This is a genomic window from Xanthomonas phaseoli pv. dieffenbachiae (genome assembly GCF_008639345.1).
In the GTDB taxonomy this organism is placed as follows: domain Bacteria; phylum Pseudomonadota; class Gammaproteobacteria; order Xanthomonadales; family Xanthomonadaceae; genus Xanthomonas; species Xanthomonas phaseoli.
Window position 1 is genome coordinate 3,388,487 of sequence record NZ_CP041380.1, and the last position, 19,792, is coordinate 3,408,278.

General features: G+C 64.7%; 17 protein-coding genes. 8 read left to right on the forward strand and 9 right to left on the reverse strand.

Annotated features, from left to right (window positions below):
• The first annotated feature begins 3 nt into the window (after nucleotides 1-3).
• A complete protein-coding gene (locus FLG15_RS23525) occupies nucleotides 4-360 on the forward strand; it encodes a hypothetical protein (protein WP_158011210.1) in 357 nt (118 codons plus the stop codon).
• A 176-nt stretch (nucleotides 361-536) separates the two neighbouring features.
• Nucleotides 537-764: a hypothetical protein gene (locus FLG15_RS15325; protein ID WP_057679795.1), complete on the forward strand. Its 228-nt coding sequence runs from the start codon at nucleotides 537-539 to the stop codon at nucleotides 762-764.
• Here FLG15_RS15325 and gcvH read toward each other — a convergent pair whose 3' ends face one another.
• The 8 genes from gcvH to nudE all read right to left on the reverse strand — a co-directional run bounded on the left by gcvH (nucleotide 765) and on the right by nudE (nucleotide 7,046).
• On the reverse strand, nucleotides 765-1,160 hold the full coding sequence (gene gcvH / locus FLG15_RS15330; RefSeq protein WP_003482419.1) for a glycine cleavage system protein GcvH: 396 nt from the start codon (nucleotides 1,158-1,160) through the stop codon (nucleotides 765-767).
• A gap of 148 nt (nucleotides 1,161-1,308) precedes the next feature.
• A complete protein-coding gene (gene gcvT, locus FLG15_RS15335; protein ID WP_057679794.1) occupies nucleotides 1,309-2,418 on the reverse strand; it encodes a glycine cleavage system aminomethyltransferase GcvT in 1,110 nt (369 codons plus the stop codon).
• Nucleotides 2,419-2,592: 174 nt separating this feature from the next.
• On the reverse strand, nucleotides 2,593-3,027 hold the full coding sequence (locus FLG15_RS15340; protein WP_039571997.1) for an NfeD family protein: 435 nt from the start codon (nucleotides 3,025-3,027) through the stop codon (nucleotides 2,593-2,595).
• A gap of 3 nt (nucleotides 3,028-3,030) precedes the next feature.
• Nucleotides 3,031-3,993 (reverse strand): SPFH domain-containing protein, encoded by a 963-nt coding sequence (locus tag FLG15_RS15345; protein ID WP_150146707.1) that lies wholly within the window; start codon nucleotides 3,991-3,993, stop codon nucleotides 3,031-3,033.
• A 158-nt stretch (nucleotides 3,994-4,151) separates the two neighbouring features.
• On the reverse strand, nucleotides 4,152-4,487 hold the full coding sequence (locus tag FLG15_RS15350; protein ID WP_017157878.1) for a YnfA family protein: 336 nt from the start codon (nucleotides 4,485-4,487) through the stop codon (nucleotides 4,152-4,154).
• On the reverse strand, nucleotides 4,484-5,512 hold the full coding sequence (mazG, locus tag FLG15_RS15355; RefSeq protein ID WP_150146710.1) for a nucleoside triphosphate pyrophosphohydrolase: 1,029 nt from the start codon (nucleotides 5,510-5,512) through the stop codon (nucleotides 4,484-4,486). The genes FLG15_RS15350 and mazG overlap by 4 nt, the downstream gene beginning before the upstream one ends.
• Nucleotides 5,513-5,700: 188 nt before the next feature.
• Complete coding sequence (gene cysQ / locus FLG15_RS15360) at nucleotides 5,701-6,501, reverse strand: 3'(2'),5'-bisphosphate nucleotidase CysQ (protein WP_008572065.1); 801 nt, start codon at nucleotides 6,499-6,501, stop codon at nucleotides 5,701-5,703.
• On the reverse strand, nucleotides 6,498-7,046 hold the full coding sequence (gene nudE, locus FLG15_RS15365; protein WP_057679792.1) for an ADP compounds hydrolase NudE: 549 nt from the start codon (nucleotides 7,044-7,046) through the stop codon (nucleotides 6,498-6,500). The genes cysQ and nudE overlap by 4 nt, the downstream gene beginning before the upstream one ends.
• Before the next feature lie 41 nt (nucleotides 7,047-7,087).
• Between nudE and bioA the strand changes: the two genes are divergently transcribed.
• Nucleotides 7,088-8,506 carry an adenosylmethionine--8-amino-7-oxononanoate transaminase gene (gene bioA, locus FLG15_RS15370; protein ID WP_150146713.1) on the forward strand — a complete coding sequence of 473 codons (1,419 nt, stop codon included), beginning with the start codon at nucleotides 7,088-7,090 and terminating at the stop codon, nucleotides 8,504-8,506.
• Complete coding sequence (locus FLG15_RS15375; protein WP_057679790.1) at nucleotides 8,497-9,231, forward strand: 16S rRNA (uracil(1498)-N(3))-methyltransferase; 735 nt, start codon at nucleotides 8,497-8,499, stop codon at nucleotides 9,229-9,231. The genes bioA and FLG15_RS15375 overlap by 10 nt, the downstream gene beginning before the upstream one ends.
• 478 nt (nucleotides 9,232-9,709) lie before the next feature.
• On the opposite strand, the gene FLG15_RS15380 is transcribed toward FLG15_RS15375, so the two are convergent.
• Nucleotides 9,710-10,708, reverse strand: coding sequence for a glucokinase family protein (locus FLG15_RS15380; protein ID WP_170922406.1), 999 nt, complete (start codon nucleotides 10,706-10,708; stop codon nucleotides 9,710-9,712).
• A 721-nt stretch (nucleotides 10,709-11,429) separates the two neighbouring features.
• Here FLG15_RS15380 and FLG15_RS15385 point away from each other — a divergent pair.
• The 4 genes from FLG15_RS15385 (at nucleotide 11,430) to FLG15_RS15400 (ending at nucleotide 19,774) form a co-directional block, all read left to right on the forward strand.
• The gene (locus FLG15_RS15385) at nucleotides 11,430-14,102 is read left to right on the forward strand and encodes a TonB-dependent receptor (protein ID WP_057679788.1); all 2,673 of its coding nucleotides are present in this window, start codon (nucleotides 11,430-11,432) and stop codon (nucleotides 14,100-14,102) included.
• Between the two features lie 207 nt (nucleotides 14,103-14,309).
• Nucleotides 14,310-15,995: an alpha-L-fucosidase gene (locus tag FLG15_RS15390; protein WP_150146716.1), complete on the forward strand. Its 1,686-nt coding sequence runs from the start codon at nucleotides 14,310-14,312 to the stop codon at nucleotides 15,993-15,995.
• A gap of 3 nt (nucleotides 15,996-15,998) precedes the next feature.
• Nucleotides 15,999-17,066: a glycosyl hydrolase family 18 protein gene (locus FLG15_RS15395; protein WP_017155577.1), complete on the forward strand. Its 1,068-nt coding sequence runs from the start codon at nucleotides 15,999-16,001 to the stop codon at nucleotides 17,064-17,066.
• Nucleotides 17,067-17,323: 257 nt separating this feature from the next.
• Nucleotides 17,324-19,774, forward strand: a complete 2,451-nt coding sequence (locus FLG15_RS15400) for a family 20 glycosylhydrolase (protein ID WP_209225513.1) — start codon at nucleotides 17,324-17,326, stop codon at nucleotides 19,772-19,774.
• Nucleotides 19,775-19,792 lie beyond the last annotated feature (18 nt).

A 19,792-nucleotide genomic window follows, 5' to 3' on the forward strand; every position in this document is an offset into this window, starting at 1 on the left:
GCGATGTCGATTCTGCTCACTCTCTTCCGCAGCAATGTCTGCTGGGCGAAACCTAATCACGCTTTTTTTTACTGTCAACACTCTTTTGCAATTTTTTTTTACCCACCATCGCTGCGCGCCACGGCCACGCCATCGAATCACCCCGCGCGTGCACATCCTCGTCCAAGCGAAAAGCGCGTTGGCCCAACAGCGTTTTCAAAAAAGCACTTCTTTTCCGCTGTTTTTTTTATGCCGTGTGCTTGCGTGGCTGCCTGGGCGCTTGGACGACGCGGCGGCCAAGCCGATGCCGCGGCATTGCTTGCCGCCTGTCCGCCAGCTGAAAATTTTTTATCCAACGGCTGCACTTCCGACGTCGCATGAGCAGAAATGCGCAAACTTATCGAGCGCCTAGAGCGTCATGCACGCACCCGCGCGCACCGACTGCTGCATCCATCGCGTGCACCGACGGATGATCGAGCGAGGCGGCATGGCGCAAATTTTTTTCACCGGGCGCACGCCAAACCCTCACGAACGACTCACGTCAGAAATCCGGCGCAGTGCAGGTGGGCGAGCAGTGGATGCACGTTGGATCGTTGCTGCCGATCAACCGCATCGACATGCCACCAACGGCATCGCGGTCGGGGGCGGCCGACGCGTCCCTCTCGCCGATTGCGCGCCGGCTCGCGCCGCATCGCTGCACCGAGGCCCGCATCACCGACGCAGCCGCGCAAAAAAAATGGCCGCTCCAGGAGCGGCCATCGGATACCGGCGGCAACGATACCTGATCAGTGATCGTCGTCTTCGAGCAGCTCGGCATAGTCGTCCGGGTCCAGCAGGTCGTTGAGCTGTTCCTTGTCGTCGATCTCGACGACGAAGATCCAGCCTTCGCCATAGGCGTCCTCGTTGATGGTTTCCGGCTTGTCGCTCAACGCGCTGTTGACCTCGACAACGGTGCCGCTGACCGGGCTGTAGACGTCGGAGGCGGCCTTGACCGATTCCACCACCGCAGCGCCGTTGCCGACCTGCACGGTGTCGCCGACGCCCGGCAGTTCGACGTAAACCAGGTCACCCAGCAAGCCCTGCGCGTGGTCGGAAATGCCGACGGTCACGCGACCGTTGCTTTCGACGCGGGCCCACTCGTGGGATTTGAGGAACTTGAGGTCGCCAGGGATCTCGCTCATGGGTGTGCTCCGGGAAAGATGATGGTTGGGGACAGGTGGCTAGTTTAGACCGCGCGACAAGACAGGTGCACGCACGGCGGTGTGGCGATGGCGATACGGATACGGATACGGACCCGGGCGCCGCGCGCAATACGCGGCGCTACACGAGTCAGTCGCCGAGCACGCCGGGCTGTGCCTGGCCATCGCGCACGAACGGAAACTTCACTGCGCGCAGCGGCACCTGCTTGCCGCGGATGTCCACCCGCAGCTGCTCGATGCTGCCGGCCGGCACACGCGCGAAGGCGATCGCCTTGCCCAGCGTGGGCGAGAACGTTCCGGACAGGATCTCGCCTTCGCCACTGGCGGTGAGCACGGTCTGGCCGTGCCGCAACACGCCCTTCTCGTCCATCACCACACCGATCAGCTGACGCGGTGCGCCCTGCGCCTTTTGCGATTCGAGCACGCTGCGACCGATGAAGTCGCGTCCTTCGTCCAGGGCGATCGTCCAGGCCAGCCCGGCCTCGTAAGGGGTGACGCCATCGTCCATGTCCTGCCCATAGAGATTCATGCCCGCTTCCAGACGCAGGGTGTCGCGTGCACCCAGGCCTGCGGGCTTGACGCCCTGCGCGAGCAACGCATTCCAGAATGCGACGGCGGCCTGCTGCGGCAACACGATCTCGAAACCGTCTTCGCCGGTGTAGCCGGTGCGCGCGAGGAACAAATCAATGCCATCGCGCGAACGCGTCTGCAGCGCGGCGAAACGGCCGAGCTTGCTCGCCGCTGCGGTGTCGGCCGGGTCGAGCAGGTCGATGACCTTGGTGCGCGCGTTGGGACCTTGCACGGCAATCATCGCGAAGTCGCTGCGCTCTTCCACCCGCACGTCGAAGCGTGCAGCCTGCTCGCCGATCCACTGCAGGTCCTTTTCGCGGGTGGCGGCGTTGACCAACAGACGGAAGAAGTCTTCCGTCATGTAGTAGACGATGAGGTCGTCGATCACCCCACCCTGCGGATTGAGCATGCAGGTGTACAGCGCCTTGCCGGCGACCTTGAGCTTGTCCACCGAGTTGGCGAGCAGGTAGCGCAGGAACTCGCGCACGCGCGCGCCGTGCAGATCGACCACCGTCATGTGGCTGACGTCGAACATGCCGGCGTCGCGGCGCACCTGGTGGTGCTCGTCCAGTTGCGAGCCGTAATGGATCGGCATGTCCCAGCCGCCGAAGTCGACCATCTTGGCGCCAAGCGCACGATGGGTGTCGTTGAGGATGGTCTTCTGGGTCATGTGCGCCGTTCCAAGGGAAAGACGGCCATTATCGCCGTCCTGTCACGCTTGGGGGAACGGCGTACATGCCGCTGCGTGGTTGCGCTGCTTGCAAGCGCTGGCGCAACGCGATGCTACGCCGCGCTGCAACAATGCCGAGGTCGGCACCGCAGTGCCAAGCCCTGCCCGCGTACATCAACCGGCCGGCTGCACCAGCAAGGTCATGCCATCGACGCCGACGATGCGCACCGGCGTGCCGGCCGGCAGATCCGGGCCGGCCACCACCCAGAACGCATCATCGACCTTGGCCCGGCCGCGACCATCGTGGATGGCCTGATCGAGCGGCACGCAACGGCCGATCAACTGCTCGGCACGCCGATTGAGCAGCGGGCGATCGCTCTGTCGGCCCTTGCCGCGGAACCAGGTGCGATACACCTGCACCGAGACGAAGCTGAGCAGCACGAATGCCACGATCTGCCACAGCAACGCGATGTCCGGCAACACCAGCACCAATAAGCACACCGCTGCGGCAGCGATCCCCATCCACAACAGGAAGGCACCCGGCACCAGGGTCTCGGCCGCAATCAGCAGCAGCGCCAGCACTGCCCAGACCGCCACGTCCCAGCGCATGGCTCAGGCTCCCGCGCGCGGCGGCATCGGCGGTACGCGCACGGGCGCGTCGGGCTTGCCGGCCGCCTCCTTGGCCAGCTCGGCGATCCCGGCGATGGAGCCGATGATGCCGCTGGACTCCATCGGCATCAGCACGAATTTCTGGTTGGGTGCGGTGGCCAGCGCCTTGAACGCTTCCACATACTTCTGTGCGACGAAATAGTTGATCGCCTGCACGCTGCCGTTGGCGATGGCGTCGGACACCATCTGCGTCGCGCGTGCCTCGGCCTCGGCCAGACGTTCGCGCGCTTCGGCATCGCGGAAGGCGGCTTCCTTGCGGCCTTCGGCCTCGAGCACGGCGGCCTGCTTCTCGCCATCGGCGCGCAGGATTTCCGATTGACGCGAGCCTTCGGCTTCGAGGATCTGGGCACGCTTTTCGCGCTCGGCTTTCATCTGCCGCGCCATCGAATCGATCAGGTCGCGCGGCGGCTGAATGTCGCGAATCTCGATGCGCGTGACCTTGATGCCCCATGGATTGGTGGCCTGGTCGACTACGCTGAGCAGCTGCGCATTGATGGTTTCGCGCTGGCTGAGCGACTCGTCCAGATCCATCGACCCGATCACGGTGCGGATATTGGTTTGCACCAGCGCGATCGAGGCGATCTCCAGATTGGACACTTCGTATGCGGCCTTGGCCGCATCCAGCACCTGGAAGAACACCACTCCGTCCACGCGCACCACTGCGTTGTCCTTCGTGATGACGTCCTGGCTGGGGACATCCAGCACCTGCTCCATCATGTTGATCTTGCGCCCCACGCCGTAGACCACCGGCACCAGGAAGTGCAGCCCAGGGCTCATGGTGTGGGTGTAGCGGCCGAAGTGCTCCACCGTCCATTGGTAGCCCTGCGGCACCATGCGCACGGTTTTGAACAGGACAACGACGCCGGCAACCAACACGGCGATGGCGAGAAACGAAGTCGGAAACATGTGCAGCCCCTTGCAAGTCGTGGATCTATCCTTGCGTGAGTATGCCTCAGCGCTCCCGGCGACCAATGCCGGCCACGTGCAGGGCGGGCCCGGGCACAGCCGCTGCAGCCGGCCGCTGCCGCAAGACAGGCAACGTACGCGCATGCATGCAAACGCAGTCAGGCGCTACGCGGCGAGAACATGATGACCGCCATGCCGAGCAGGCAACAGGCGGCGCCGAGCAGATCCCAGCGCGTCGGCGTTACGCCATCCACCCACCACAACCATAGCAGCGCGCTGGCGATATAGACCCCGCCATAGGCCGCGTACACGCGACCGCTCGCTTCCGGATGCAAGCTCAACAGCCAGACGAAGACGGCAAGGCTCAGCGCAGTGGGCAGCAGCAACCACGCGCTGCCCCCTTTGCGCAGCCAGAGATAAGGAAGGTAGCAACCGACCAACTCGGCGAGCGCCGTCGCGGCGAACAGCAGGAGCGTGGTCGGCGCGATCGTCATGCGGGGCGCGGCGTATCGGCGTCGGCGTCGGCGTCGGCGTCGGCGTCGGCGCCATCGTGGCCGGTTTGATACCGCACTGCACTGCGGGAAGCCTCACCGCCGACGGACGGGTGACGGCTGGCAGGGCTGTCCACAGGCGGTGCGTGGGAAAGCGGGGCGCCCGAGGCCGATGCGTCGCCTGCGGAACTGTCGACGGCCGGCACATCGCCGCTGCGCTCCTCCCGCTTGACCTGTTGCCACAACGCTTCCTGCTCGCCCAGCGACAACGCGTCCAGCGACGTACCGGCAGTGCGCGCCTGCGCCTCCATCGCACGAAAGCGACGTTCGAATTTCAGGTTGGCGTGCCGCAACGCGGCGCCGACATCCACCTTGGCATGGCGCGCCAGATTGGCGCAGACAAACAACACATCGCCCAATTCGTCTTCCAGCCGGGTTTGATTGTCGGCCACCGGGCCGCGGGCGAATTCCACGCGCAGCTCGTCGATTTCTTCCTGCAGTTTTTCCAGCACCGGCATCGGGCCGGGCCAATCGAACCCCACGCGCGCCGCACGCGACTGCAGCTTGGTGGAGCGCTGCCATTCCGGCAGCCCGCGCGCGATGCCGGCAAGTGCGGAGTCGTCCCGATTGCCTGCGGCGCGGCGCTCGTCGCGCTTGATCTGCTCCCAGCTGGCGCTTACCGCCTGCGCATCGGGCGCCGGTTGCGCGGCGAACACATGCGGATGGCGACGTATGAGCTTGTCGCTGAGCGTGGCGACCACGTCGGCGAATGTAAACGCCCCCTGCTCGGCCGCCATTTGCGAATGGAAGACCACCTGCAGCAACAGGTCGCCCAACTCGTCGCGCAGGCCAGCCAGATCGTTGCGGTCGATCGCATCGGCCACCTCGTAGGCTTCTTCGATGGTGTACGGCGCGATGCTGGCGAAGGTCTGCTGCACATCCCAGGGACAGCCATTTTCGCGATCGCGCAGGCGCGCCATCAAGTGCAACAGCTGCTGGATATCGCCGGTGGATGGGGTCTGAGACATCGTGTATTCCTGGAACCTGAGTGAGTGCGCCGCCTGCGCATGCGCCACGCGACGCAAGCGATGTACGCGGCCGTTGCACACCGCAACAACGCGCCGCACGCAAGCGCGTACGGGGATACCGGAGTGTACCTTTCAGTGCGTCAGGGCCTTGCGCAGCCATGCCGTCGCCAAGACGGCGCGCATGCCGCTCAGGCCAGCCAATCGCGCCAGGGCAGATTGGGGTCGCCCAGTGCAATGAAGTCGCCGTTGAGCAAGGTGTCGCGGCGGTTGTAGCGGAACGGTTTGCCGCTGGCGCCGGCCAGCAATACGCCACCGGCCGCATGCAGCACGCACTGGCCGGCGGCGGTGTCCCACTCGGAAGTGGGACCGAAGCGGGGATACACGTCCAGGTCACCTTCGGCGATGCGGCAGAACTTCAACGACGACCCTTGCGCGACCACGTCGATCTCGCCCATCCGCTCCAGCGCGGCGGCGGTACGCGCGTCGCGATGCGAGCGGCTGGCCGCCACCCGCAACGGCGTGGCGGCCGGGGTGCGCGTGTGCAGCATCTCATCGCGGTCGCCATCGCGGCGGAAGGCATTCTCGCCGCGCGCGGCGTACCAGACCCGCCCGTCGACCGGCGCCTGCACCACTCCCAGCACCGGTGCGCCCATATGGATGAGTGCGATGTTGACGCTGAACTCGCCATTGCGCTTGACGAATTCGCGGGTGCCATCGAGCGGATCGACCAACCAGTAACTGGTCCAGTACTGGCGCTGTTCCCAGGCCACGTGCGCAGACTCTTCCGACAGCACCGGCACATCCGGGGTGACACGGCGCAAGCCTTCGACGATGACGCGGTTGGCCGCCAGGTCGGCTTGGGTCAGCGGGCTGGCGTCGTCCTTGATCTCCACCGAAAAGTCCTGGGCATAGACCTCCATGATTGCCGCGCCGGCATCGCGCGCGATGGCGATCACGGTTTCGCGCAGCTCCATCGGGATGCGGATCATGGAGTGCGCTCCAGCCATTCGCGCGCAATGAACAAGGCGGCCAGCGAGCGGCCTTCGGAGAAATCTTCGCGCAGCATCAATTCGTCCAGACGAGCGATCGGCCACGGCACCACGTCCATCTCTTCCGGCTCGTCGCCAACCAGGCGCTCGGGGTAGAGGTCGCGTGCCAGCACCAACCAGGATTGGTGACTCATATAAGTAGGAGCGAGCGTCATCGCGCGCAGCACCTGTACCTGGCGTGCGCCATAGCCGGCTTCTTCCTTGAGCTCGCGGTCGGCGGCCTGCTCGGGTGTTTCGCCGGCGTCGATGCGGCCCTTGACCAGACCGAGTTCGTAGCGGTGCACGCCAGCGGCATATTCGCGCACCAGCAGCACGGTTTGCGCATCGAGCATGGGCACCACCACCACGGCGCCGTGTCCCTGGCTGAGTTGGCGTTCGTAGATGCGGCGCTGCCCGTTGGAAAATTCCAGATCCAGCTGCTGCCGACGGAACGGCCCGTCGCCCAGATCGGTGATCTTGTGGATGATCGGCAGACGCGAGCTCATGCGTTGCACGCAGCCGCAAAGCGGGCCGATAGAATAGGCGGATGCATCGACATGTCCATGAACCCGAAATCCTAGCAGACCCTGCAGCCGCACAAACTGCCGAACATTGGCGGCAACGCGATCTTGCGGTGGTGTGGCACCCCTGCACGCAGATGCGTGAGCACCCGCATACGCTGCCGCTGGTGCCGATCGCGCGTGGCGAAGGCGCATGGCTGGTCGGCCATGACGGCCGCCGCTACCTGGACGCGGGGAGCAGCTGGTGGACCAACCTGTTCGGTCATACCGAACCGCGCATCGGCGCGGCCATCGCGCGCCAGGCCGGTGAACTGGAACAGGTGATGCTGGCCGGCTTCACGCATCCGCCGGCCGTGCAACTGGCCGAGCAGTTGCTGGCGATCGCGCCGCGCCAGGCCGGGCGTGCACCGTTGTCCAAGGTGTTCTACGCCGACAACGGATCGGCGGGCGTGGAGGTGGCGCTGAAGATGGCCTTTCATTACTTCCACAATCGCGGCGACCACCGGCGGACACGGTTCATCGCACTGGAGAATGGTTACCACGGCGAGACCATCGGCGCGCTGTCGGTTGGCGATATTCCGCTATACCGGCGCGTGTATGCGCCGCTGCTGCTGGAGGCGATGTTCACGCCCTCGCCCGATGCCTACCTGGCCGAGCCGGGGCAAAGCGCCGAAGACCATGCGCTGCAGGCAGCCGATGCGTTGCAGGCCCTGTTCGAACGCTCGCCCGGCGAAATCTGTGCGCTGATCCTGGAGCCGCGCGTGCAATGCGCGGGCGGGATGCGCATGTACCACCCGGCGTATCTGCGCCGCGCGCGCGAATTGTGCGATGCCCATGGCGCATTCTTGATCGCCGACGAGATCGCCACCGGTTTCGGCCGTACCGGCACCTTGTTCGCCTGCGAACAGACCGGCGTGATGCCCGACCTGCTATGCCTCTCGAAGGGGCTGACCGGCGGCTTCATGCCGCTGTCGGCGGTGCTGGCCACGCAGCAGTTGTACGACGCGTTTCTGGACGATTCGCGCGAGCGTGCGTTCCTGCATTCGCACAGCTACACCGGCAACCCGCTGGCATGTGCGGCGGCGCTGGCGACCTTGAAGATCTTCGCAGACGACGACGTGATCGCGCGCAACAGACCCATCGCCGCGCGCATGCGCGAGCTTGCTGCGCAGATCGGCGAACATCCGGCCGTGGCGGACGTGCGCCAGGCCGGCATGATCGTGGCGTTCGAGCTGACCCAGGGCGGCGACAAGCGCACGCCATTTGCGTCTGCCGCACGCTTCGGCCTGAAGGCGTATCGCGCGGCGCTCGAAAAAGGCGTGGTGCTGCGCCCGCTCGGCGACGTGCTGTACTGGATGCCGCCGTATTGCGTGGACGAGGCGCAGCTTGCGTTGCTGGCCGAAACCACCCGGCATGCCATCACGGAGGCGATGGCATGCGCCTGACCCGTTCGCATGTCGCGCTGCCGATGCACTGCGACCAGGAAGTGACATTGCCGGAAGAGTCGGCCAATCACCTGCTGCGGGTACTGCGGCTGCGCGAGGGCGATGCCTGCATCCTGTTCAACGGCGACGGCAGCGACTACCACGCACGCATCACCGTGGCGGGCAAGCGCGATGCACGTGCGCTGGTAGAACGCGTCGAGCCGCTCTCCAACGAATCGCCGCTGCGCATCACCTTGATGCAAGGCATCGCGCGCGGCGAGAAGATGGACCTAATTTTGCAGAAGGCCACCGAGCTGGGCGTTGCGGCGATCGTACCGGTGATCGCCGAGCGTACCGAGGTCAAGCTCGATGCGGCGCGTACCGAAAAACGCGTGGCGCACTGGCGCAGCGTGGTGGTGTCGGCCTGCGAGCAATCCGGCCGTGCACGTCTCCCCAGCGTGGCCGCGCCGCAGGGCTTGCAGGACGCGGCGCAGGCCAGCGATGCGCATGCGTTACGGCTGACGCTGGACCCACAGGGCGAGCATCGCCTGGGCACGTTGGCATCGAGCGTCCAGCAACACATCGTCGTGGCGATCGGGCCGGAAGGCGGCTGGTCGCCGCGCGATCGCGCGCTGCTTACCGAGGCGGGCTTCAGCGGCCTGCAGCTGGGGCCACGCATTCTGCGCACCGAAACGGCGGGGCTGGCGGCGATTGCGGCGCTGCAGTCGCGGTTCGGGGACCTGTAGCGCCATGACACTGTAGGAGCGCACCGGGGCGCGGCCGGGCGTTTATCGGTAAAGCCTCATCGCGCCCGGGTGCGCTCCTACGGGTCCGGGTACGCTCCTACGGGGATGCGGGCTTTGCTCGGCATAGCGTCGCCCCTTGCATGCTGACGGCTCCGTCCACCGCGTCCCGACCTGACACCCGCGCTGTCTCGTAGGAGCGCACCTGGGCGCGACAGGGCGTTTATCGGTAAGGCCTCATCGCGCCCGGGTGCGCTCCTACGGGGATGCGGGAATTTGCTCGGCATAGCGTCGCCCCTTGCATGTTGACGGCTCCGTCCACCGCGTCCCGGCCTGACACCCGCGCTGTCTCGTAGGAGCGCACCGGGGCGCGACAGGGCGTTTATCGGTAACCCCTCATCGCGCCCGGGTGCACTCCTACGGGTGCGGAGGTGATCGATCTGGTGCAGCCGGATTGCTGCACCTGCCGATGTGCAAACGCTCAGCGGCCGTGCTGCAGGAACCAGCTGGCCGCGCCGATGACGCCAAGCTGGCCGTGCTCGACGATGCTCACCGGCACCTGTTCCAGCGCGGGACGCAAGGCGCCCTTGTCGAGCAGGCGCGCGACAAAATCGCTAGCGGCAATGAAGGTGGCGATTTGCGGCAGGAACCCGCCAGCCAGATAGACGCCACTGCGCACGCCATACAGCAGCATCAGGTCGCCGACCACGCTACCCATAAAGCCGCAAAACGCCTGCAGAGCGTCGTGCGCCAATCCATCGTTGCCGGCCATTGCGGCCGCGGTGATATCGGCCGGGCTGGCGTGCAGCACGGGGTCGCCGCGCAACGCAGCCAGCGCGGTGTAGAGATTCAACAGGCCTGGGCCGGACAACAGCGTTTCGGTACCCACGTGGGTGCGCGTGCGCCGCAGTTCCTGCAGCAGCGCCATTTCCAGATCGCTGGCCGGCGCCAGTGCAGCGTGGCCGGCTTCGGTGGGCAGCACCACCGGATCGGCACCGTTGGGGATCCACAGCGCCGCGCCCAGGCCCGTGCCCGGACCAAGCACCAAGGCCGGGCCTGCGGCACCTTGCGCCGGGCCAGACAATTGCATGACCTGGTTGCCGATCATGTAATTGGCCGCATAGGCGACCGCTTCGAAATCGTTGACCAGATGCAGGGCCTGCATGCCGAGCTGGCGGCGAATCTGCTCCGGCGCCAGCACCCAGGGCAGATTGGTGGTGATCACGCTGCCGTCTTCCAGCGCATAGCCGGCGCTGGCGATCACGCCCCGGCGTACTGGCGCACACCCCAGTTCTGCGAAGAACGCGGCCATGATGTCGGCAAGGCCTGGATAGTCGGCGCAGCGGTATTTGCGGTAGTCCAGCACCGTGACCGGCTTGCCTGCGTCATTGCTTTCGCATACCAGCGCCAGGCGCACATGCGTCCCGCCCACATCGGCGGCAACGAAGGTTTCGGGGCGCGGAAAGGCCACCGCTTCCATTGGACTGCTTGCGCTCACGCATTCTCCTGATCAGTGCCGGCGGCTGGCGGCGTGGCCCGTTCTCCGACGAACGGCAAACGGGTAGACAACGTTGTCAGCAATCGCCTCGTAACGCAACCGTATCAACCGCGACTCGTCCCAGGTGGAACGACGCGCATCATTCGCCAAAAATCCGCAGGCGTAATGGCGATTCCTGCACAACTCCAGAGCGAACCAGTGTCGTTTCGATATTTACGATAGTACGCGCCGATGGTAGCAGTCGCGTTCGCAAAGCGCATTGCGCAAAATGCTGCAGCGCAGCGTTCGCTTTCGCCCGGAAATGCTGCATTGCAGCGCAATCGCAGCCACATCAGAGATCTGTGACGACGTGTTGACAACGCTGTCAGCGCTACGCGAGACTCGATTCAAATCGGAGTTCTGGCAGGAGGGGCCATGGACTGTTCGGTACTGAAGAACGGGCATTCCCTCGCCTGGCATTCCAGATTCGCGAGTCGTGCGTCGCCAGACGTTCCCGCTCGCTGATGTGCGTTTAGCTCCACCGCTTCACCACACGGGGGACACCTCCTTCACCACGCGAATCGCCTGCACTACTGCTTCGAAAGAAGCGTGCCAGCGCAATCACCGCGATCGGTCAGGGCGTGTTGTTTTGCCGGCCACGCCGAGCGCGTTGCGTCCTACTGCAGGGCAGCGCGCTCACAGCACTAACCAATGAGGTTTAGCCATGCACAGCCGCACCACGACGTTAGCACTCTGTATCACCGCCGCTCTGTACTGCTCCGGCTCTGCAATGGCTGCCGGACAAGAACAACAAGCCCCGGCCAGCACGCCGTCGGCCACCACCGAGCTGGATACCATCACCGTCACCGGCTACCGCGCGTCGCTGGAGAAGAGCCAGGCGGTCAAGCGCTCGGCCAACTCCATCGTCGATGCGATCAGCGCCGAAGACATCGGCAAGTTCCCGGACGTCAATGCGGCCGAATCGCTATCGCATCTTCCGGGTATCAGCGTCGACCGCCAGTTCGGCGAAGGCGAAAAGGTCAGCATCAACGGCACCGACCCGGCATTGAACCGCGTGCTGCTCAATGGCCAGACCATCGCCTCGGGCGATTGGGGCGGCAACCCGACCGACACCAGCGGCCGCACCTTCAACTACACGCTGCTGTCGCCGGAAATCATCGGCCTGATGGAGGTCTACAAGACCCCCGAAGCGCGCATCGACGAAGGCTCGATCGGCGGCACCGTGATCGTGCACACCCGCAAGCCGCTGGACCTGCCCAAGAACACCATCCGCGGCTCGATCGGCTACAACTACAACGACCGCTCCGAAGAAGGCAATCCGCGCGGTTCGGCGCTGTGGAGCTGGAAGAACGACGACGAGACCTTCGGCGCGTTGATTTCGGCCACGCACGACAAGCAGGACCTGGCGCGCGCCGGTATCGAATACTTCGGCTACACCACCGGTGCCAACATTCCGCCGACCGCCACCATCACCGGCGATGGCAGCGATGTGGCCACCGCGCGCGTACCGGCCGGTATCAACAGCGCATTCTTCCAGCAGACCCGCGAACGCAGCGGCGTGCAAGGTGCGTTGCAGTGGAAGCCGAACGACCAGAACGAATTCAACCTGACCGGTCTGTACATCAAGGGCAAGTACAACAACTTCAGCGAATCGCGTTACGTCTGCCCGGCCTGTAACAACGACATCCAGAAGATCACCAGCGCCAACGTCGAGAACGGCGTGGTGTCCTCGGCCACGGTATCGGACAACACCCGCGGTGGCGTCAACGATCAGCCATACGCGCAGCTGGATGCGAACTATCGCGAGAGCACCGTGACCACCAAGAGCCTGAACCTGCGTCACGACTGGTCGGGTGAAAAGTGGGTGTTCACCACCCAGGTTGGCGACACCCAGGCAACGGGCGGCAAGAACCCCGAATACCTGATGAAGTTTTTGATGACCGATGGCGGCTACAACTACGACTTCGACGGTTCGCACACCGCAGTCAATTACGCCAATGGTGGTGCATCGAACTGGACGCTGCCCGGCTCGCCGGCAGGCCTTGCACCGGGTTCGCAAGATGCCAGCGCCACGCAGGCGGGCGGCATCTTCTATCAGAAGAGCAAGGACGAAGAGAAATATTTCCAGTGGGATGCCGCACGCGACCTGGCGGTTGGCCCGTTCACCAAGCTGCTGTTCGGCTACAAGTACATCAACCATAACAATGGTGTAGACGCACGCGGCAACCGCATCAACACCACCGATCCGGTGTCGCTGACCCAGTTCAACCCGGGCACCACCCCGAGCGGTCTTTACGACGGCCTGGGTGCAAGTGGCGACCTGACCACCTGGCCGACCGCCAGCCTGAGTTCGGTCCGCAACTATCTGCTGTCGCAGCCGCAGGGTCCGTACCGTACCGACTTCGGCTCCTCGTTCGACGTGAAGGAAATCACGCAGAACTTCTACACGCAGTTGAACTACGAGACCGGCAAGTGGCGCGGTAACGTTGGCGTGCGTCTGGTTGATACCACCGACAAGTCCGAGTACTGGCAGAGCCAGGACGGCGGCACCACCTTCAGCCGTGTTGCCGAGACCAACGACTACCGCAAGGCGCTGCCGAGCTTCAACATCGCCTATGACGTCACCGACGATACCGTGCTGCGCTTCTCCGCTGCCAAGGTCATCGCACGTCCGCGTTATGCCGATCTGGCCGGTTCGTTCACCATCAACAGCGGCAACGGCAACCTGACCGCCAACGGTGGTAACCCGGATCTGAAACCATACGAATCCACCAACTACGATCTGGCTGCCGAATGGTATTTCGCGCCATCCAGCATGCTGTCCGGTGAAGTGTTCTATCGCGACATCAGCTCCTACATCGTCAACACCACGGTCAGCCAGCAGCTCAATCCGGCGCCGCCGGCAGTGGCGGGCGTCTACCAGGTGACCACGCCGGTCAACGTTTCCGATGCAAAGGTCAAGGGCGCATCGATCAACTACCAGCAGGCGTTCGGCCTCGGTTTCGGCTTGCAGGCGAACTACACGTTTGCCAAATCCGATGCGAGCACCGGCTTGAACCTGCCCTACCTGTCGCGCGACACCTACAACGTGATTCCGTATTGGGAACACGGCGACTGGACAGTGCGCGTGAACTACAGCTACCGCTCCAAGTACTTCACCCAGATCGGACGCCTGGGCTCGGAAGACTTCGCGGACAGCTACAAGCAGCTGGATTTGACCGCCTCGTATCAGATCACCGACTACATGGGTCTCACCTTCGGCGCCACCAACCTGCTGGATTCCACCTACCGCTTGTACAGCGGAACCAGGGACACCCCGACGGCGTTCTACAAGAACGGCCGCGGCTACCAGGCCCAGCTGAACTTCAAGTTCTGATGTGGCACAGGCGCGCCACCGACCCTCCACGGTGGCGCGCTTTTTTTTTGGACCTGTCGCTGTCCGCAGCGGCAGGTCGATGTCGCATCAAGGAGTGGTACTGGCCACGCCCCTTCGCTGCCGAGGGGGCATGGCCAGGCCCGCTTTCGCCATCCACGCGCGGCCGCAGCATGACCGACGCGTTTCGCTTACAGGAGTGCAGTTCCCATGACGACCGATAGCCGCCAGTTGGCGGCTCCATCCCGCCGCCACGCCGGAGCTGCACCCAGGAGCCGAATGCTCGCGTTCGCTCTCTTGCTCGCGCTGCCCACGCTGCACGTCAACGCGGCGCAATCGCCGACCGCCCCCACCGCCACCACGCTCAGCCCCGAAGCGATCGACCAGCAGTGGCTCGATGCCACCGCTGCCTATGCGCCCGAACGCGAGCGCCTGGTGCGCGAAGCCGAAGCCGGCGCGCGCAAGGGCCCGTTCCGTCCCGACTGGGCGGCACTGAAGGCGTATCAATCGCCGGCGTGGTACGACAACGCCAAGTTCGGCATCTTCATCCACTGGGGCGTGTTCTCGGTGCCGGCGTTCGGTAGCGAGTGGTATTCGCGCAACATGTATCTGCAAGGCTCCAAGGAATTCGCCCATCATGTGGCCACCTACGGGCCGCAGGCCAGCAGCGGCTACAAGGACCTGATTCCCAAGTTCACCGCGCCCAAGTTCGACTCGACTGGCTGGGCCAAGCTGTTTCGGCAATCCGGTGCGCGCTATGTGGTGCCGGTCGCCGAACACCACGATGGTTTTGCGCTGTACGACTCGAAGTTGTCCGACTGGACCGCGATGAAGATGGGGCCCAAGCGCGACCTGCTGGGCGAGCTGTCCAAGGCCATTCGCGCGCAGGGGCTGCATTTCGGGCTGTCATCGCACCGCGCCGAACACAACTGGTTCTTCGATGGCGGGCGCAAGTTCGATTCGGACGTCAACGATCCGCGTTACGCCGCGCTGTACGGTCCGGCGCAGGTGCGCTTGCCGGGCAAGGACGATGCCGATGTGGCCAACGACTGGACGCCGGTCTCGCAGGCCTGGCTGGACGATTGGCTGGCGCGCACTACCGAGTTGATCGACACCTATCAACCGGACCTGATCTATTTCGATTGGTGGATTGCCCACCCCACCTTCCGCCGCAGCCTGCCGACGATGTTGGCGTATTACTACAACCAGGGCGCAGCGCGTACCGAGGCCGACCGCGGCGTGGTGGTGAACTACAAGCTCGGCGCCTTCCCGGAAGGCGCTGGCACGCTGGATATCGAGCGCGGCCAGCTCACCGGCATCCACCCCACGCATTGGCAGACCGACACCTCGGTCAGCAATGCCTCGTGGGGCTACATCGAGAACGACACCTATAAGTCGCCCACCTTCATCATCCACATGCTGGCCGACGTGGTGGCCAAGAACGGCAACCTGATGCTCAACATCGGCCCGCGCGCCGATGGCTCGATCCCGGACACCGAGCGCGGCATCCTGCTGGCGATCGGCAAGTGGCTCAAGACCAACGGCGCCGCGATCTACGACAGCAAGCCGTGGCGCGTGTATGGCGAAGGCCCCACGGAAGTGGTGGGCGGCACCTTCCAGGACATCAAGACCAAGCCGTACACCTCCGAAGATTTCCGCTTCACCACGCGCGACGGCGCGCTGTATGCGATCGAACTCGGCTGGCCGAGCAATGGCGAGGCGGTGATCCGCTCGCTCAAGGCCGCCGACGGCGTGCGCGCTGTGACCTTGCTGGCAAACGGCAAGAAGATCCCGTTCGAACAACGCGCCGACGGCCTGCATCTGCGCCTGCCGGTCAAGCCGGTTGGCGAGAGCGCCTATGTGTTCCGCATCGACCTTTCTTCCCCCACTCCCTGACGGATGTTGTCTTTCATGAGCAAGCGATTGACCTGGATGTTGCTCGCGCTGGCATTTGCCTGCGCCCCGGCCTTGGCCAAAAACCCCACGGCGTTGTTCTATCTGATGAACACGCAGAAATCGACCAACTCGTTCATCGCCAACGTCGACAAGATCGATGTGGTGGTGCCCACCTGGTATGGCGTGGACCAGAACGGCCTGGTCAACGGCACCCCCAACATGTATCTGTACGACATCGCCAAGCAGCACAAGTTGCGGGTGATGCCGATCCTGTCGATGACCACCGGTCGCGAAGGCTTCCACAAGCTGATGCATGACGAAGCCGCCAAGAAGCGCATGATCGAATCGCTGCTCATCCACGGCAAGCAGCACAAGTACTACGGCTTCCAGTTCGATTTCGAAAACATCGCCTGGACCGACCGCGACGCCTACACGCTGATGGTCAAGCAGACCGCAGATGCGCTGCACAAGGCCGGGTTCAAGATGTCGGTCGCCGTGGTGCCGAATGCACCGGGTTATGCCGAAGGCGGCCAGTTCTCCAAGTGGATGTGGGAATACTGGCGCGGCGCGTACGACCTCAAGGCGCTGGGCCAGGCGGTGGATCTGGTCAGCCTGATGACCTACGACCAGCACACGCGCTGGACCACGCCCGGCCCGGTCGATGGCATGGTGTGGATGAAGAAGCACCTGGATTACGCCATCACCCAGGTACCGAAAGACAAGCTGTCGCTGGGTATCGCCACCTACGGCTACCGCTGGTACACCGGCAACCCGGTGAAGGAAGACGGTACCGAGGCATCGAATATTTCCGCAACGTATATCGATGCGGACGAGTCGTTCCCACTGGCGCAGGAACAGAACGCCACCGTGCAGTGGGATCCGGTCGAGCAGGAATCGTGGTTCTACTTCTATCGCGACGACATGCGCGAGTGGGTATTCCGCCCGGACGCACGTAGCTTCAAGGCACGTTACGAGCTGACCAAGCAATACGGCCTGGAAGGCTTCAGCTGCTGGGTGCTGGGCGCCGAAGACCCGAAGGTGTGGGACGAGCTGCCGACTGCGCAGCGCTAAGCGCAGCCGACGCGACGACGGCATAGTGATCAGGCGGGCGCGGTTGGTGCAAGGAATTGGACTGCGTGGTTGCAGTCCGGTTCCAGCGTTGCCCGCGCCCGTTTCGCAGCGACCGCTCCCACTGACGTGATCGCATGATCACGCAGCGCCCCCGCTGCGCAACGGGACGAAGCGTGCGCCAGTCACTGCGTCTTCCGACACGGCTTTGCTACTGTGCGTGGCTGCCGTGTACCGCCGCCATACCGGGATGTGATTGCATGATGTCGAACTCCGCACCCATTGCTCGCCTGACAGCCGTCGCGCCGTTCTCCTCGCGCCTGCTTGCGCTTGCGTTCGCAGCGATGTCGCTGGCCGGCTGCGGGCAACGTGCGCCAGGCACCTCGCCGGCCGCTGCCACGGCGGGCACCCCTGCCGCGGAAACCGCAAGCACGGCGGGTACTCCGTTGCCACTGATTCCCGCAGCAGTCGAGGTCAAACGCGGTAGCGGCAGCTTCACGGTGGGCGCCGGCACGGTGATCTCGATCGTGCCCGGCGACGCCGATGCACGGCGCAGTGCCGAACATCTGGCCGACCTGCTGCAACGCACGCGTGGGCTGCGCTTGGAAGTGCGCGCCGAAACCAGCGCATCGCCGGGCAGTATCCGCCTGGAGCGCAGCGCGCAGGCTCCGGTGGTGCACAAGGAAGGCTACAGCCTGGAGGCAGATGCCAAGGGCATGCGTATCACCGCGCGCGATGGTGCCGGCTTGTTGTATGGCGCAATCAGCGCCTGGCAATTGATGACACCGGATGCACGCAAGGGCGAGGTCCAGGTGCCGGCGGTGGCGATCCGCGACTGGCCGCGTTTCAGCTGGCGCGGCCAGCATCTGGATGTGGCCCGGCATTTCCATGATGTGGACACGGTCAAGCATGTGCTCGATACGATGGCCCTGCACAAGCTCAACGTGCTGCATTGGCATCTCACCGATGACCAAGGCTGGCGCATCGAGATCAAGCGCTATCCCAAGCTCACCGAGGTGGGCGCATGGCGTACACCGCCCGGCGCCGGCCAGCACGGCACGCCGCAGCGTTATGGCGGCTTCTACACACAGGAACAGATCAGCGAGATCGTCGCCTATGCGGCGCGCCTGCATATCACCGTGCTGCCCGAACTGGACATGCCCGGCCATGCGCAGGCGGCCGTTGCTGCCTATCCCGAGGAAGTGGGCGTACCCGGCGCACGCACGCAGGTGGGCGTGGACTGGGGCGTCAACCCCTACCTGTTCAACACCAGCGAACGCAGCCTGACCTTCATCACCAACGTGCTGGACGAAGTGCTGACGTTGTTCCCGTCGACCTACATCCACATCGGTGGCGATGAGGCGGTGAAGGATCAATGGGAGGCCTCGCCGGCGGTGCGCGCGCAGATGCGCAAGCTCGGGGTCAAGGACGCGCATGCGATGCAAGGCTGGTTCAACGAACAGCTGGCGGCCTACCTCACCCAGCACGGCCGGCGCATGATCGGCTGGGATGAAATTCTGGAAGGCGGCGTGCCGGCCAGTGCGTCGGTGATGTCGTGGCGCGGCATCGAAGGTGCAGTGACCGCAGCAAAGCAGGGCCACGATGTGGTGCTGGCGCCGGGCGACTGGCTCTATCTGGACAACCTGCAAACCACGCGCAGCGATGAACCGAACGGTCGCCTGACCGTATTGCCGCTGTCCAAGGTCTACGCATTCGACCCGGTGCCGGCCGAGCTCGGCGCCGAACAGGCCAGGCATGTACTGGGCGCACAAGGCGCGCTGTGGTCCGAATACATCCCCTCGCGCTGGCATGTGGATCACGCCCTGTTTCCGCGGCTGGCTGCGGTAGCGGAAGTGACCTGGTCGCCGCCGGCAGCGCGCAACTGGGACAGCTTTCTGGCGCGCATGCCAGCGCAGCTGCAGCGCTACAAGGCGCTGGGCATCGACTATAGCGACGGCGCCTTCGCAGCCGATATCGCGTTGGAAGGCGGATCTAATCCGGTGCTCGCCGGCGGGCCGGCCAAGGTGGCGCTGAGCACGCAAGCCGGCGCGGGCATGCTGCACTACACCATCGACGGCAGCGAGCCCACGCCGGCATCGCCGCGCTACAGCGCGCCGTTCGCGATTCAATTGCCGACCACGGTCAAGGCCACCACGTTCGATGCGGGCGGCACGCCGCTGGCGGCCACGCGCAGCCGTACCTTCGATCGCGCGAGCTTGTTGCGGGTGGATACGCAGGGATTGCAGCACTGCGTCGACACCAGCGCGCTCGGCTTGCGCCTGCCGCTGTTGCCGGAGATGACCGGCGCCGACACGCCGGTGTACAACGTCGACCTGTTCCATGCCTGCCGCCTGTATCCGCAGGCACGGCTGGACGGTATCGGCGCCATCCGCATCGACGCCGCACGCCTGCCCAACAACTTCGGCCTGGCGCACGAGCAATCCAAGGTCGTGCAATACCCGGCCAAGACCCGCGGCGGTGAGCTGGAAGTGCGCCTGGGCTGCGACGGCGAGCTGATCGCCAGCGTGCAGCTGCCGCGCAGCGACACCCTGGGCGAACAATTCACCCTGGAAACCGCACTGCCTGCACGCACCGGCATCCACGATCTGTGCCTGCGCTTCACCGCGCCGATCCGTGGCCCCCTGTATGCCATCGGCGCCGTCCAATTGATTGAAACCACTGCGCAGGCGCCCCCCGCCGCCACGCGCTGAGCCACCCTAGGAGAGTCA

Bases quoted from the DNA above. Each gene is read 5' to 3' on its own strand.
- FLG15_RS15385 (WP_057679788.1), top strand. From the start codon at position 11,430: ATGCACAGCCGCACCACGACGTTAGCACTCTGTATCACCGCCGCTCTG.
- mazG (WP_150146710.1), bottom strand. From the start codon at position 5,512: ATGTCTCAGACCCCATCCACCGGCGATATCCAGCAGCTGTTGCACTTG.
- FLG15_RS15395 (WP_017155577.1), top strand. From the start codon at position 15,999: ATGTTGTCTTTCATGAGCAAGCGATTGACCTGGATGTTGCTCGCGCTG.
- FLG15_RS15380 (WP_170922406.1), bottom strand. From the start codon at position 10,708: ATGGAAGCGGTGGCCTTTCCGCGCCCCGAAACCTTCGTTGCCGCCGAT.
- FLG15_RS15375 (WP_057679790.1), top strand. From the start codon at position 8,497: ATGCGCCTGACCCGTTCGCATGTCGCGCTGCCGATGCACTGCGACCAG.
- cysQ (WP_008572065.1), bottom strand. From the start codon at position 6,501: ATGATCCGCATCCCGATGGAGCTGCGCGAAACCGTGATCGCCATCGCG.
- FLG15_RS15400 (WP_209225513.1), top strand. From the start codon at position 17,324: ATGATGTCGAACTCCGCACCCATTGCTCGCCTGACAGCCGTCGCGCCG.
- FLG15_RS15390 (WP_150146716.1), top strand. From the start codon at position 14,310: ATGACGACCGATAGCCGCCAGTTGGCGGCTCCATCCCGCCGCCACGCC.
- nudE (WP_057679792.1), bottom strand. From the start codon at position 7,046: ATGAGCTCGCGTCTGCCGATCATCCACAAGATCACCGATCTGGGCGAC.
- bioA (WP_150146713.1), top strand. From the start codon at position 7,088: ATGCATCGACATGTCCATGAACCCGAAATCCTAGCAGACCCTGCAGCC.
- FLG15_RS15350 (WP_017157878.1), bottom strand. From the start codon at position 4,487: ATGACGATCGCGCCGACCACGCTCCTGCTGTTCGCCGCGACGGCGCTC.
- FLG15_RS15345 (WP_150146707.1), bottom strand. From the start codon at position 3,993: ATGTTTCCGACTTCGTTTCTCGCCATCGCCGTGTTGGTTGCCGGCGTC.
- gcvT (WP_057679794.1), bottom strand. From the start codon at position 2,418: ATGACCCAGAAGACCATCCTCAACGACACCCATCGTGCGCTTGGCGCC.
- FLG15_RS23525 (WP_158011210.1), top strand. From the start codon at position 4: ATGTCGATTCTGCTCACTCTCTTCCGCAGCAATGTCTGCTGGGCGAAA.
- FLG15_RS15340 (WP_039571997.1), bottom strand. From the start codon at position 3,027: ATGCGCTGGGACGTGGCGGTCTGGGCAGTGCTGGCGCTGCTGCTGATT.
- gcvH (WP_003482419.1), bottom strand. From the start codon at position 1,160: ATGAGCGAGATCCCTGGCGACCTCAAGTTCCTCAAATCCCACGAGTGG.